This is a genomic window from Fretibacterium sp. OH1220_COT-178 (assembly GCF_003860125.1).
Taxonomy (GTDB): Bacteria; Synergistota; Synergistia; order Synergistales; family Aminobacteriaceae; genus CAJPSE01.
Genome location: NZ_RQYL01000011.1, coordinates 37,775 through 52,362 on the forward strand (window position 1 = coordinate 37,775; position 14,588 = coordinate 52,362).

Annotated in this window: 12 protein-coding genes and 1 riboswitch; all 12 genes read left to right on the plus strand. The window is 63.5% G+C overall.

What is annotated here, in order from left to right:
• Positions 1-8: 8 nt before the first annotated feature.
• The 12 genes from wecB to adhE all read left to right on the plus strand — a co-directional run bounded on the left by wecB (position 9) and on the right by adhE (position 14,148).
• Positions 9-1,133: a non-hydrolyzing UDP-N-acetylglucosamine 2-epimerase gene (gene wecB / locus EII26_RS05950; RefSeq protein ID WP_124888234.1), complete on the plus strand. Its 1,125-nt coding sequence runs from the start codon at positions 9-11 to the stop codon at positions 1,131-1,133.
• Positions 1,134-2,399 carry a UDP-N-acetylglucosamine 1-carboxyvinyltransferase gene (gene murA, locus EII26_RS05955; protein WP_124888235.1) on the plus strand — a complete coding sequence of 422 codons (1,266 nt, stop codon included), beginning with the start codon at positions 1,134-1,136 and terminating at the stop codon, positions 2,397-2,399.
• Positions 2,396-3,313, plus strand: a complete 918-nt coding sequence (locus EII26_RS05960) for a hypothetical protein (protein ID WP_233572629.1) — start codon at positions 2,396-2,398, stop codon at positions 3,311-3,313. The genes murA and EII26_RS05960 overlap by 4 nt, the downstream gene beginning before the upstream one ends.
• Positions 3,314-3,404: 91 nt before the next feature.
• Positions 3,405-4,040 (plus strand): uracil-DNA glycosylase, encoded by a 636-nt coding sequence (locus tag EII26_RS05965; RefSeq protein ID WP_124888236.1) that lies wholly within the window; start codon positions 3,405-3,407, stop codon positions 4,038-4,040.
• Positions 4,037-4,729 (plus strand): polyprenyl diphosphate synthase, encoded by a 693-nt coding sequence (gene uppS, locus EII26_RS05970; protein WP_124888237.1) that lies wholly within the window; start codon positions 4,037-4,039, stop codon positions 4,727-4,729. The genes EII26_RS05965 and uppS overlap by 4 nt, the downstream gene beginning before the upstream one ends.
• Positions 4,710-5,531: a phosphatidate cytidylyltransferase gene (locus EII26_RS05975; protein ID WP_124888238.1), complete on the plus strand. Its 822-nt coding sequence runs from the start codon at positions 4,710-4,712 to the stop codon at positions 5,529-5,531. Before uppS ends, EII26_RS05975 begins: the two co-directional genes overlap by 20 nt.
• Complete coding sequence (locus tag EII26_RS05980; RefSeq protein ID WP_124888239.1) at positions 5,528-6,682, plus strand: 1-deoxy-D-xylulose-5-phosphate reductoisomerase; 1,155 nt, start codon at positions 5,528-5,530, stop codon at positions 6,680-6,682. Before EII26_RS05975 ends, EII26_RS05980 begins: the two co-directional genes overlap by 4 nt.
• A 40-nt stretch (positions 6,683-6,722) precedes the next feature.
• Positions 6,723-7,772, plus strand: coding sequence for an RIP metalloprotease RseP (rseP, locus tag EII26_RS05985; protein ID WP_124888240.1), 1,050 nt, complete (start codon positions 6,723-6,725; stop codon positions 7,770-7,772).
• Entirely contained in the window at positions 7,769-8,833 is a 1,065-nt protein-coding gene (gene ispG / locus EII26_RS05990) for a flavodoxin-dependent (E)-4-hydroxy-3-methylbut-2-enyl-diphosphate synthase (RefSeq protein WP_124888241.1), read from the plus strand. Before rseP ends, ispG begins: the two co-directional genes overlap by 4 nt.
• 72 nt (positions 8,834-8,905) lie before the next feature.
• Positions 8,906-9,091: a hypothetical protein gene (locus tag EII26_RS05995; RefSeq protein ID WP_124888242.1), complete on the plus strand. Its 186-nt coding sequence runs from the start codon at positions 8,906-8,908 to the stop codon at positions 9,089-9,091.
• Between the two features lie 12 nt (positions 9,092-9,103).
• On the plus strand, positions 9,104-9,646 hold the full coding sequence (locus EII26_RS06000) for a hypothetical protein (RefSeq protein ID WP_124888243.1): 543 nt from the start codon (positions 9,104-9,106) through the stop codon (positions 9,644-9,646).
• Between the two features lie 1,883 nt (positions 9,647-11,529).
• Positions 11,530-14,148: a bifunctional acetaldehyde-CoA/alcohol dehydrogenase gene (gene adhE / locus EII26_RS06005; protein ID WP_124888244.1), complete on the plus strand. Its 2,619-nt coding sequence runs from the start codon at positions 11,530-11,532 to the stop codon at positions 14,146-14,148.
• A gap of 149 nt (positions 14,149-14,297) precedes the next feature.
• Positions 14,298-14,464, plus strand: a riboswitch (cobalamin riboswitch).
• Positions 14,465-14,588: the final 124 nt, after the last annotated feature.

Genomic DNA, 14,588 nt, shown 5'->3' on the forward strand with positions numbered 1-14,588 from the left:
GCGCCTTAATGCGTAGAGTAACCTGTGTCGTGGGGACCCGGCCGGAGGCCATCAAGATGGCGCCGCTCATACGCCTGCTGAGGGAGGATGGGCGTTTTGCCGTCACCGTCCTGGCCAGCGGTCAGCATACCGACATGCTTCAGCAGGCGCTGGCGCATTTTTGCATCGATGCGGACGTCAATTTGAACGTCATGAGGGAGCGGCAGACGCTCGATCACGTCACGTCGGCCGTGCTGCTGGGGGTCGGCGCCTTCCTGGACCGGGCTCCGCAGGACATGCTGCTGGTGCACGGGGACACGACCACGACGCTCGGAGCGGCCCTGGCGGGCTTCTATCGCGGGGTCCCCGTGGGGCACGTGGAGGCCGGATTGCGCAGCCACAACATGGCCCTTCCCTTTCCGGAGGAGGCCAATCGGGTGCTGACGGACCGCCTCGCCTCGCTTCACTTCGCCCCCACTCCCAGGGATGCGGAGAACCTGAGGCGCGAGGGGGCATCGGAGGCCCGTATTTTCGTCACCGGAAACACCGTCATCGACGCACTGTACTGGACGCTCGAGAACCTCGCTCCGGCGGAGATCCTGCGGGACGTCCCCGAGGACGTCCCGCTCGTGCTGATGACGGCCCACCGGAGGGAGTCGTGGGGGACGCCGCTGGTCTCCATCTGCGAGGGCGTTGCGGCGCTCCTGAGGGAGCATCCCGAGGTCCGGGTGCTCGTCCCGCTCCACAAGAATCCGGCCGTCCGCGACGTCATCCGCAGGGAGCTGGGGGCCTCCCCGCAGGTGATCCTGACGGAGCCCCTGTCGTATCCCGACTTCGTCTCGGTGATGAACAGGAGCCTTTTCATCGTGAGCGACAGCGGGGGTATCCAGGAGGAGGCCTCCGCGCTCAGGAAGCCCGTCCTGATCCTGAGGGAGGTCTCGGAGCGTCCGGAGGCCATTTTCGAGGGGACGGGGGTCCTTGTGGGGACCCGCCCCGACGCCATCCTTCGGGAGTCCCTGCGGCTTTTGGAGGACCCGGCCTATCGGGCGGTGTTTTCGGAACGGGGGATGCCCTTCGGGGACGGCAGGGCGTCCTCGAAGATCAGGGATGTCGTCTTGGAATACCTGGACGGGGCTCCGCGGGAGGGGTTTTAGATGAATGTCATGAGGATAGAGGGGGGGACGCCCCTCAAGGGGACCGTCCGGACTCAGGGGGCGAAGAACGCGGCGCTGCCCGTGATGGCGGCCTGCCTGCTCCTGAAGGGGGGGACGCTGACGCTCGACAACGTCCCCGACCTTTATGACGTGAGCACGATGATCGAGCTGCTCGGAACCCTTGGCGTGAAGGTCTCCCGGGAGGAGGACCGCGTCCGGCTGAACGTCCCCGATGAGGTCGTCTGGGAGGCGCCGGAGCACCTGGTGCGCAAGATGAGGGCCTCCTCGCTGGTCCTCGGGCCCCTCCTGGCGCGCTGCGGCCGTGCGGCCCTGCCCCTGCCGGGCGGGTGCTCCATCGGCAGCAGGCCCATAGACCTGCACCTGAAGGGGCTGGTGCAGATGGGGGCGAAGATCGAGATCCGAAACGGCGTGGTGCACGCGGTCGCGGATCAGCTACGGGGCCGGCGGATCTACCTCGACTTCCCGTCGGTGGGGGCTACGGAGAATCTCATGATGGCCGCGGCCCTGGCCCGGGGGGAGACGATCATCGAGAACACCGCCCGCGAGCCGGAGATCGAGAACCTCGCGGCGGTCCTGAGGGCCATGGGGGTCCCCATCGAGATGGAGGGGACGGGCTGCGTCCGCATCAAGGGGATCGAGGAGGTCCGGGAGGGATGCGAGCGGGTCATCCCCGACCGCATCGAGGCCTGCACCTACATTCTGGCCGGGGTCATGACCGGCGGGGAGATCACCGTGAGCGACATCGTCCCCGCCCACATCGACGCCCTGCTGGCCAAACTGGAGGAGGCCGGAGCGAACTTCGTCGTGAGGGGCAGGGAGGTGGCCGTGTTTCCCGTCGGCCGGCTGAAGTCCGTCTCCCTCAAGACGATGCCCTACCCGGGTTTCCCCACGGATCTGCAGCCCCAGATGACTGCGGCGCTGGCGCTGGCCGGCGGCGTCAGCATGGTGGAGGAGAGCGTCTTCCAGGCCCGATTCCTGTACGCCGAGGAGCTCAATCGGATGGGGGCGGAGATCCGCATCAAAGGGGACACGGCCATCGTCAACGGGGTGAAGGCGCTGGACGGGGCCACCGTCAGGGCGACGGACCTGCGTGCGGGGGCCGCCCTGATCCTTGCCGGGCTGGCCGCGTCCGGCGAGACTCGCATCGAGGATATGGTCCACGTGTGGCGCGGGTACGAGGCGATCGACCGCAAGCTTCGCGGCCTGGGCGCCCGCGTTTCGCTCGAGGAGGGGGTTGGGGGATGACGGGAATCGAGACGGAGCTCGAGAGGACCGGGAACGAGGGAACGGTACCCCCGGACGGGGGCTCGCCTCGGCCGGATGGCGCTGCGGCACGGAGGCCCAACCTCTCGTCGATAGAGGTCTACGGGTTCGTGGGGCCAGCAGGGACGGGAAAGAGCCAGAGGGCCTCGCAGGTTGCGCGGCAGTACGGGATCGACCTGATCGTCGACGACGGCTTGGTCGTCTCCCGCGGTCGGATCATGGCCGGAAAGAGCGCCAAATCGGAGGTCAACATGGTCCGGGCCATACGGCGTGCGATCTTCGAGTATCCCGCCCACCGCATGGAGGTGGCGGGTTTCCTGGAGGGACGTGCGCCCTGCAAGGTGATGATCCTGGCCACCTCCGAGGGGATGATGCGGAAGATCGTGGCGAAGCTGGGGCTGAACGATCCGGTCAAGGTCATCGGCATCGCCGACGTGGCGACGCAGGAGGAGATCGAAAACGCGCTGCGCGAGCGGCGCGAGAAGAAGCAGCACGTCGTCCCCGTCGCCCGGGCCCAGATTCAGCGGAACTTCGCCGGAAAGCTGGTGAGCCAGCTCAAGGACCTCTTCAAAAGCAAGGACAAGGAGGACGGCCGCACCGTCGTCAAGCCTCCCTTCAGTTTCGACGGGCGCGTGACGATCGGCCAGGAGGCCATCCTGGAGATGTGCCGTCGCCTCGTCGTGATCGGGGAGCACGTTCAAAAGGTGCATGAAATCGATCTGGAGCCCGACGACGACAGCCTCGACGTCAACATGGTGCTGGACGTCAAGCTCGGGGACAAGAGCGCGCTGGCCATCGCCCGCCTCCTGCAGAAGAAGATCAGTGTGGGGTTGAGCTACTTCACGGGGATGGAGGTCCGCAAGGTCAACGTCAAGATCAACGAGGTGGCTCTGTAGCTCCGATGGGGAGCGAAACGTGTCCTGGGCGGCCGGTGCCCTGTCCGGGGCTGCCGGAACGAGGCCGGTCATGATGGGGAGGAGTGTGGCTATGGACGGTGTGGAGGGTGAGCTCCGCGTCCCATCGGGACGGGAGGAGGCGGCCTGGAACGAGTTGCGCTCCCGCGTCGAGTCGTGTGGGCGCTGCGGGCTCTGCGAGACCCGTACCCGCACGGTCTTTGGACAGGGGGCGCTGCGGACGCCGCTCGCGTTCGTCGGAGAGGGGCCCGGTGCGGACGAGGACAGGGAGGGATTGGCCTTCGTCGGAAGGGCCGGTCAGCTTCTCACGCAGATCCTCAACGCGGCCGGTATCGATCGGGAGTCGGTATTCATCACGAACGTGGTCAAGTGCCGCCCTCCGAACAACCGGGTCCCCACGCAGGAGGAGATGATGCGGTGCGGGGATTTCCTGGAGGCGCAGCTCCTGCTGCTCCGTCCCCGCCTTCTCGTCTGCCTCGGCAACACGCCGATGCGCTGGATACTCAAGACCTCGGAGGGCATCACGGCCCTCCGAGGGCGCTGGTTCGAGTGGCGGGGCATCGAGGTGATGCCCATGTTCCACCCCAGCTATCTTCTGCGCAACGACTCCCGCCAGAAGGGCAGTCCGAAGGACCTCACGTGGCAGGACGTCCAAAAACTGAAGGCGCGCCTGGACGAAATAAGGAAGGAGAACGTCGAGCGATCATGAAAACAGTGCCCGATCACCTGGCAATCATTCTGGATGGGAACGGGAGGTGGGCCAAGCGCCGCGGGCTGCCGCGGCTCATGGGGCATCGTGCCGGCCTGAGAAAACTCGAGGAGATGGTCCGCCTCGTCAAACGTCAGGGAATCCGCTATTTCTCGGTCTACGCCTTTTCGACCGAGAACTGGAACAGGCCCAAGATGGAGGTCGATGGACTGATGAGCCTGTTCCGTTACTATATCCGCCACAAGGTCGACGCGATCAAGGCGGAGGGGGGGCGCATCCGTTTTGCCGGCAGGCGCGAGAACATCCCCGCGGATCTGCTGGAGATGATGCGCTGGGCCGAGGAGCGCACCGCGGGGGAGACGACGATCGACTTCATCCTCTGCCTGAACTACGGCGGCCGCGCCGAGGTGCTGGACGCCGTCAACGCCCTTCTGGAGAGCGGGCACCGGGGGCCGGTCACGGAGGCCGACCTGCGAAGGTTCTTCTACCTTCCGGACGTTCCCGACCCCGACCTGATCGTGCGTACGAGCGGCGAGCTGCGCCTCAGCAACTTCTGGCTGTGGGAGGCCGCCTACAGCGAGTTCTATTTTACGGACATCCACTGGCCCGACTTCGACGAGGCCGCCCTCAGGACGGCGCTCGAGGACTATGCCGGACGGGAGAGGCGCTATGGCGGGCTCAAATCCTAGCCGGGAGTTCGTTCAGCGGACCCTGAGCGGCGCCGTCATCGTCCTGGGGATCATCGGCGGCATCTACCTCGGCGGGTGGGCGTGGATCCTCGTCGTCTCCCTGCTGGCGCTCGTCTCCCTGAGCGAGTATTACCGCCTGCTCGGCAAGCGCATGAAACTTTCGCGGGGAATCGGCTACATCTGCGCGCTGTCGGTGCTCCTCTCGTCGGCGGAGGGGGTTCGCCCGGTATCGATCGCCCTGATCCTGTCGCTGAGCACCTACGCCATCTTCATGGTCGAGATGATGCGGCGGCAGACGACGCAGCAGAGCTTCGCGGTGGGCAACGTGGGCGGCACCCTGTCGGGGGTGCTCTTCATCGTCATCCCCTGGACCTGCATTCTGCTGCTCCGCAGTTTTCCGATGGGAAACCTGATCCTGGTCTCGCTTTTCGCCTGTACATGGGGCTGCGACGTCATGGCCTACCTGATCGGGGCGCGGTGGGGCCGGTTCAGGCTCTGCGAGTACATCAGCCCCAAGAAGACCTGGGAGGGGTTCATCGGAGGGGTCGTGGGCAGCTTTCTGGTGATCGCCGTCGTCATCTACGTCCTGGAGCAGCCGCCCTACCCCCTCTTTCTGATCGCCCCGATCTGCGGCCTCGCCGGCCAGCTTGGGGACCTCGCGGAGTCCCTCGTCAAGCGGGAGCTCGACGAGAAGGACTCCGGCCGGATCATTCCCGGGCATGGGGGCGTCCTGGACCGTTTTGACAGCATTCTGATCAACGGGCTCCTGACCTACCTCCTGTTCGGGGTCGTCCTGGCATGACGGGGCCGGAGGGAGGGCAGGGCCGGAAGCGGGTTGCGGTCATCGGGGCCACGGGCAGCGTGGGGACGGCCGTGCTGGACGTCTGCCGCGCCCATCCCGGGGCGTTCGAGGTCCGTGCCCTGGCCGCCCGCACGGACTCCGAAAAACTGACGGCGTTGGCGGCGGAGTTCGGTGCTACAATGCTCTGTGTCCACGACGCGCCGCCCGGTTCGGGGTCGGCGCTTTGCGGCACCCGGGGACTCGTCGCCGTGGCGGAGGACCCCGGGGTGGATCACGTGGTCTTCGCTTCGTCCGGGACGGCGGCCATACCCGCTCTGCAGGCCGCCCTCCGCGCAGGGAAGGAGGTCTCCCTGGCGAACAAGGAGAGCATCGTGGTCGCAGGGCCATGGGTGATGCCCCTGGTGCGTTTCCGGGATCAATTGCGCCCCCTGGACAGCGAGCACAATGCCGTCTGGCAATGTCTTCACGGGGAGGAGGCCCCCGTGCGGCGAATCTTTCTCACGGCCTCCGGGGGCCCCTTTCGGGACTGGCCGGCCTCGAAGCTCGATGCCGTGACCCCCGAGATGGCCCTTCGGCATCCCGTCTGGGCGATGGGGGCGAAGATCACGATCGACAGCGCCACCCTGATGAACAAGGGTATCGAGCTCATCGAGGCGATGATCCTCTTCGGCCTCGAGCCGCATCAGGTGGAGGCCCTGGTCTCGCCGGGCTCCTTCGTCCACGCCCTCGCCGAGTTCGAGGACGGCAGCGTCAAGATGCTCGCCGGCCCTCCGGATATGCGGCTGCCGGCCGCCTCCTGCCTTTTCTGGCCGGAGCGCCGTTTCCCCTGCGAGCGCGTCGGCCGGCCCGTCCTGGCGCCTCGGACGATCGCCTTCGAGCCCCCGGACGAGGGACGTTTCCCCGCCCTGAGGCTTGCGCGGGAGGCGATGGAGCGAAGGGGACCTCTTCCCGCCGTGCTGGTGGGGGCGGACGAGGTGGCCGTCGATCGGTTCCTGGAGGGGCGCATCGGGTTTACGGCCATAGCCCGGGCCGTGGAGGAGACGATGGGGGCCTGTCCGCTTCCCGCCCCCGCCTCCCTGGAGGAGGCGCTCTCGGCGCTGGACTGGGCCCGTCGGTATTGTGCAAAGATCTGCGATGCGTGGGAGGCGTGAACGGCCTCTTGACGAATCGTAAAATATCGGGAGGACTTGGATGTTGACAAGTGTGGTTGCGTTCATCATCGTCATCGCCATCTGCGTGCTGATTCACGAGTTCGGGCACTACATCACGGCGCGCCTTCTGGGCGTGCAGGTGCACGAGTTCGCCTTCGGCATGGGGCCGGCGATCAAACAGATCGAGCGGAAGGGCCGGTCCCGGATGCTTTGGTCCTGGCGGCTTTTTCCGGTCGGCGGTTTCTGCCGTCTGGCCGGCATGGGGGAGGAGTCCGGCGAGGAGACCGTGCTCCCGGGCATGGGGTTCAACGAGCAGCCCGCCTGGAAGCGCTTCTTCATCCTCCTGAACGGCTCCCTCTTCAACGTTCTGCTGGCGTTCCTGCTGACGGCGGTCTTTCTCTGCGGGCACGGCGTCATGAACATGGAGGACACGAAGATCGGGACCCTGATGGAGGGCTTCCCGGCGCAGCGCGCCGGGCTCGAGGCCGGGGACCGCATCGTAGCGGTCAACGGCAGGCCCGTCGGGCATTGGCGCGAGATGTCGGCCGCATTGCGCGACGCCGCGGCGAAGGGGGACGTCACCATCGAGGTCCAGCGCGCCGATCGGACGCTGACCGTGACGACGCCCATTCCCGACAATGCGGAGTACGGGCACCCCATGCTGGGGGTTACCCCGGCGCTCGAGCGCTACGCCCCCGGCCGCGCCCTGCGGAACGCGGTGGGGTACACCTGGGGGATGACGAAGCTCATGCTCAAGGGGGTCTGGGACTGGGTGGCGCAGCGCCAGGAGGTCGACGTGACGGGGCCCATCGGCATCGCCTCGATGTCCGGCCGCGCTCTGCGCGAGGGGCCCTGGAGCTTCGTGACCTTTTTGGCGCTGATCAGCCTGAATCTGGGCCTCCTCAACCTCTTTCCCATCCCGGCCCTGGACGGGGGGCGCATCGTCTTCGTGCTGCTGGAGATGGTGTTCCGCCGGCGGCTGCCGGAGCGGGTTGAGAACTGGATCCACATGACGGGGTTCGCCCTGCTCATCGCCCTGATGATCTTCATCACCTGGCAGGACGTTTACAACCTCTTCTGGGCGCGATGAAGCGCCAGGTTCGTATCGGGCCCCTTTCCGTCGGGGGGGGGGCGCCGGTTCGTGTGGAGAGCATGCTCAAGACGCCCCTCTCGGACCGCGCGGCCTGTCTCGCTCAGTGCGAGAGCCTCCTGAGGTCGGGATGCGAACTGGCCCGCGTGGCCCTGCCGAGGGCGGAGGATGCGGGTGGCCTGGCATGGCTCCTGCCCCGGACCGAACTTCCCCTGATGGCGGACATCCATTTCGATCCCGCCCTGGCCCTGGCCGCGATGGCCGCGGGGTGCCGCAGCATACGGATCAACCCCGGAAACATGCCCCTGGGGCGGCTGAACGAGATGATCCGGGCCGCGAAGGACGCCGGGGTCGTGATCCGGATCGGCGCCAACGGGGGTTCTCTTTCGGGCCGTCAGCTCGACGAGGCGGAGGGCGACCGGGCCGCCGCGCTCTTTCTGGCGGTCAGGGAGCAGGCCGAGCTTCTGCTGGAGAACGGCTTCGAGGACATCATCCTCTCGGCAAAGTCCTCGTCCGTTTCCGAGATGGTGCGGGCCAACGTTCTGATCGCCCGGGCCTTTCCCGGTTTTCCTCTGCACATCGGTCTGACGGAGGCGGGGCCCGGGGACGGAGGGATCGTCAAGAGCACGGCCGGGATCTCGGCACTGCTGAGTCAGGGGATCGGAGATACGCTGCGCGTCTCCCTGACCGACGAGCCGGAACGCGAGGTTCGGGTGGGCTACGAGATCCTGAAGGCGCTCTCCCTGCGTTCCCGGGGCGTCAACCTGATCTCCTGCCCGACCTGCGGCCGCAGGCGCGCGGACGTCATGCGCCTCGTGGCGCTCATCGAGCCGATGCTCGAAGGGCTGCCCGACGGGACGAGCGTGGCCGTCATGGGCTGTGAGGTCAACGGCCCCAAGGAGGCGAAGCACGCCCGGCTGGGGATCGCCGGGACGCCTTCCGGTGCGGTGCTGTTCCGGGAGGGGCGGGTCGTCGGCGAATATGCCTTCGAGGCCCTGCCGGAGGTGTTGCCGCGCTTTTTCGCGGCGGACGGCAAGGTGGACGGGGGGCAGGATTCCTGAGGCGGGCGTTGCCTGTCGTAGGTGCGACTTGCGGCCGCTGTTCGGGCCGATAGCTTGGAGGAGGGGGTCAAGATGTCTGCAAAGCGAGTCTTCCGGTGTGCGTCCTGTTCGCACGTCTTCGATCAGGAGGAGGGGCACTTGTCGCTTCGGTGCCCCGAATGCCGGGGCAGGACGCTGATTCTGGTGGAGGGGGCCTCCCTCAAGGGGGCCAAGGGATGCGGCGGGAACTGCGGGGGCTGCTCCTGCGGCTGCCATTAGGGGGAAACGCCTATGGCAGGACAAAAGCAGGAGCATACGACCCATCTGCTGGGTGCCGCGGTCGTCGGCAAGACGCATCCGCGCATCGAGCTGCGCGGTCGGCTCGACAGCCTGAATGCTGCGATCATCCGTGTACAGGTGCTGGCCCGCGAGGCGGGGTGCGCCCAGCTGGAAGGGGACCTCGAGGAGCTCCGGGAAAAGGTGGGGGAACTTCTGGCCTGCGAGGTGCGGGACATCCCCTGTTCCGAGCTCTCGTTGTGGGGGCTGACGGACGAGGAGATCCACGAGCGGTCGCACTTTCCGGAGCGTTCCTATGGACTGGGGCACATTCTCCCTCACCCGGACATGGGCCGATGGGCCGCGGAGCTCAACGTGCTGCGTACGCTGGTTCGGGAGGTGGAGCTCTGCGCCTGCCGGGCCTTCGAAACGGATGAGGGGATGGAGCGCCCGGATATCGTCAAAGTGCTGAACCGTCTCAGCAGCGCCCTCTACATCCTGACCTACCGGTACCTGCCCGAGGGGTACGATCGAACGATCCATTTTGCAAGGAAATAACGGCACCTGGAGGAAACGCACAAAAACCTTTTTCGTCGAACATGGCGTGTTTTTTCTGGGGGGATGTGTCAATGGCCGGAGAAAAACTCCTCCCCAAATGTGCAGGGAAAAGTCCTCTCCGTGTTTTGACGTTGACTGGCACGTTGTCTGTTTTTATTGAAACCGCATCTCCAGGGGGGCAGGGGCGGGCTTGTGAGCTTTCACGAGCTTCGCCCTTGTTCTCTTTCTTCGCGTCGTCCGGTTCGGCCTCTGCAGGAAATGCTTCCGCCGCAGTCCGTCTTGTGCATCTGCCGGTTAGGGTTGGCGAAGAGAAAATCCAGTCGACCCTCTCCGCGGCTGTGAGCATGCGTGCGGCACTTGAACGGCTGATGTCCATCTCTTCGACCTCCTTCAGACCGTCGGTGAAATGGGAGAAGTTGAAGTCGTGATGCTTTTCCCGGCGGAGGCGGAGCACTTTGAGGCGGATGTGTTCTCCTGTCTCGTGTGTGGGATGTCTGCCTCTGTTCCCGTGAACGATGCCCGTTTTGCCCCGATCCAGGTCCTTTTTCCCGAGCCTGAGATCTGCCTCCGACAGAGCTTTGAGGACCCCTCAGCCTCCTGATTGGTCATCATTCTACTGACCGACAGCTCCAAGACCTCGATGCGTTTGATATCTTTTTGCGACAATGCCGCTCGCTCCCGCTCCATGCCGATATTTCGTGCGGGGGGACCTTTTCACTGACCATTTATAGGGTGGACCGAAAGTTTGATGAAGCCCCAAATCGAAGATTTGCTTTCTCGCTTATGGCGTAGCTGCAATCATCACTGACAACGACAAACTTAACCTTAACAATAAAGATTGACAAAAAAAATAAGTATGGCACAATTTAGCGACAACGAAGTCATGCGCGGGTTGTTGTGCAAGAAAGGTGAGCACCGTTTGTCCGTTGCAGCAAAGAAGCGAGGTCAAACTTTTTCTTGGTGTCGGATTCTCCGTGGGATTGGTGCGGCTCGATCCGGCTGCAGCAGTTGATGCGCTGAGGCAAAGACTGAGCGTGATGTTTCGTTGAATCGAAATCCTCCGTGTCCTTTCCGCTGGAGGTTCAGAGGAAGGGACGGGCTGTACCCCCCTCCATCTTCATCCGGGAGCAAATGAATCGTTCCGCTTTGGCTTTTTGTTTTTGGGGTGCCTGGGTACGTGCGTTGTCGAATTTCCTTGCTTGGGCACAGAATCGCAAAAGCGTGATGGTCCGGTTTTCCCTGAAACTCCTTCCCGTCGTCCTGCCGGGCGTAATGCCTGTATGAAGTCGGCCGCTGGCAGCCGCGAACAGGTCCCCACGAGGACCGGTTTCGCCTTGTCCTGCCAACATGAGCAGATGGTCGGCCCTTTGGGGTTCGCTGAGTGCTTGCCGGCCTTCCGCTTGTAATGGAGCGTTTGAGCTTCTGCTTTCTCTTGACCTCGATTCTCCTCTTCTCCTTTGTTATGCGTTTCGCGCTCCACTGCAGGGGGCGTCAAGCGTGCGTCGCAACCGTTGTGAATGGAGAAGTTGCACTTATGGCTGAGCCGGAAACCTGCAGCTCGTCGGCCGACGAGACGGAGCACCTGGGGACAAAGCGGTCGTTTTGACGAGTTCTTTGAGATATCTCCGGCAGGCCTCCCGCCCGGGAAATCGCTCCTGCGTTCCTGTGAACGCTCCTTTGGGACGGCCTTTGTCGAGTCTCTTTTTGAAGCCATCCATGCCAGCGCTCGTGATGCAGGGAACTCCGTTGTCCTGCAGCCAAGCCATGCACGGACTGTTGTTTGCTTTGCCTTTGTTTGGCGGTATGAATACAGAGTCGGTCCAATGTTCGAGGTCGTCTATGGTGCGGTGTCAAAAGAGCTTCATCGTGAAAGGAGAATGGCTATGTCCAAGAAATCAGAGCCTGTAGTTGCGGAATCCGTCAACAGCGTGGAGGAGTTGCAGGCAAAGATTGCCGCCATGAGGAAGGCGCAGGAGAAATTTGCTTCTTATACGCAGGAGCAGGTCGATCGTATTTTTTTCGAGTCGGCTATGGCGGCGAACAAGGAACGGATTCCTTTGGCAAAACTCGCGTGCGAGGAGACCGGCATGGGCGTCGTGGAGGACAAGGTGATCAAAAATCACTATGCGGCGGAGTATATCTATAACGCCTACAAGAGAGTGAAAACGTGTGGCGTCATCGAGCACGATGCGGCTTATGGCGTGAAAAGGATCGCCGAGCCGGTAGGCGTGGTCGGGGCCGTCGTCCCCACGACGAATCCTACCTCCACGGCGATTTTCAAGTGCCTGATCTGCCTGAAGACGAGAAACGCCATCTTGCTGAGCCCGCACCCCCGAGCCAAGGCGTGCACCATTGCGGCGGCGAAGATCGTGCTGGAGGCGGCCGTCAAGGCTGGGGCGCCCGAGGGGATCATCGATTGGATTGAAGAGCCCTCCATCGAATTGTCGAACGAATTGATGCGGTCGGCCGACGTCATTTTGGCGACGGGCGGCCCCGGCATGGTCAGGGCCGCCTACTCGTCGGGCAAGCCGGCCATTGGCGTGGGGCCCGGAAACGATCCGGTCGTCATGGACAGCTCGTGCGATATCCCCACCGCGGTTTATTCGGTCATCCACTCCAAGACGTTCGACAATGGGATGATCTGTTCTTCGGAACAATCGGTAACCGCGATGGCCGATATTTACGACGCCGTGCGGCAGGAATTCGTCAAACGGGGGTGTTACCTGCTTCGGGACGACGAACGCGAAAAGGTGGGGAAAATCCTTCTGACCGAGGCGGGGACGGTCTCGCCGAAGATCGTCGGGCAGCCCGCTTGCAAGATAGCTGAAATAGCGGGGATCAGCGTGCCGGAGGAGACGAAAATTCTGATCGGAGAGGTGACCTCGGTCGACCCGTCGGAGCCGTTTGCCCACGAAAAGCTGTCCCCCGTCCTGGCGTTGTACAAGGCCGAGAACTTCGACACCGCTTTGGACATGGCGGACAAGCTGGTCAAGGACGGCGGTTACGGCCATACGGCATCCCTCTACATCAACCCCCTGGAGACCGAGAAGCTGGAACGCTTTGCGAGCCGCATGAAGACCTGCCGGATATTGGTGAATACGCCCTCGTCGCAGGGGGGAATCGGCGATCTCTACAACTTCAAGCTCACTCCTTCGCTGACTTTGGGATGCGGTTCCTACGGAGGCAACTCCGTGTCCGAAAACGTGGGGATCAAGCATCTGCTGAACATCAAAACGGTTGCCGAAAGGAGAGAAAATATGCTGTGGTTCAGAGCGCCCCAGAAGGTCTATTTCAAAAAGGGATGCCTGCCCGTCGCCCTGGACGAGTTGAAGAACGTCTATGGAAAGAAGAAGGCGTTTATCGTCACGGACACCTTTTTGTTCTCGAACGGATATACGAAACCCATAACCGACAAACTGGATCAGCTCGGCATCAGCCACGAGTGCTTCTTTGAGGTGACGCCCGATCCCACCATCCAATGTGCAAGGAAGGGAGTGCAGGCCCTGACGGCCTTTGGACCCGACGTCATCATCGCTCTTGGCGGAGGCTCCTCCATGGACGCCGCCAAGATCATGTGGGTGATGTACGAACATCCGGAATGCAACTTCGAGGACCTGGCGATGGACTTCATGGACATACGCAAAAGGGTATACACCTTCCCCGAGATGGGGCTCAAGGCGATGATGGTCGCCATACCGACCTCGTCCGGGACGGGGTCCGAGGTAACGCCGTTCGCGATCATCACGGATGCGGACACGGGGACGAAATGGCCCATCGCCGATTACGAGCTGTTGCCCAACATGGCGATCATCGATGCCGACAACATGATGAATCAGCCCAAAGGGTTGACGAGCGCTTCCGGCATCGACGCGCTGACCCATGCCCTGGAGGCCTACGTCTCCATTATGGCCACGGACTTCACCGACGGCATGGCCCTGACGGCGACCCGGCTCATCTTCGAGTATCTCCCCAGAGCGTACGAGAAGGGGGCCCAGGACCCCTTTGCGAGGGAAAAAATGGGCAACGCTTCGACACTTGCCGGCATGGCTTTTGCGAATGCTTTTCTGGGCGTCTGCCACTCCATGGCACACAAGTTGGGCGCCTACCATCACCTGCCCCACGGCATAGCCAACGCCTTGTTGATCGAACACGTCATGCGCTACAACGCGAACGAGGCACCGGCAAAGATGGGCACGTTCCCCCAATATCCTTATCCCAAGGCCAAGAGCCGGTATTGTGAAGTGGCCAGGTTCGTTGGCATCACGGGCGGAAATGAGGACGAGATCTTCGAGAAATTCGTCGGGAGTGTCGCTGCCCTGAAGGAAAAGGTAGGCATCAAGCGGACCATCAAAGAATACGGTATCGCAGAGGCAGATTTTATGAGAACGCTGGACGATATGGTGGAGAACGCGTTCAACGACCAATGTACCCCCGCGAACCCGAGATATCCCTTGATGAGCGAGATCAAGGAGCTGTATCTCAAGGCCTTCCATGGATCCTGAGTCCTGAGGCGCACGATTGAAGGGCGCTTGGAGTGGGAGCTGTGGCCTGTGCGAGAGGGACATTTCTTCTTCCCCGGGAGTCGGCCCGTGACTGTGGAGATGCCGCGCCCGTTTGACATTCCCGGTTTTTGCCGTATAGTTTTCGTGTAGACAAAACAGCCTCGGAAGGTGTTCGGGAAGTCCGGTGAGAGACCGGCGCGGACCCGCCACTGTAAGCTCGGAAATACCGGCCGCACCCACTGGGGGCGTCGTCCTCCCGGGAAGGGGGCCGGAAAAAGGAGCGAGCCAGGAGACCGGCCTTCCGGAGGAGCACACGCCCCCCGCGTGGATTCGGGCCGGTATGTGGAGTGCGTCTTTCGGCAACCCGTCGTGCGGGGGCCGAAGGCCGTGTCCTCCGTCATTCGGGGCCGTCCTCTCGCGAGGGCGGCCCTTCGCGGTTC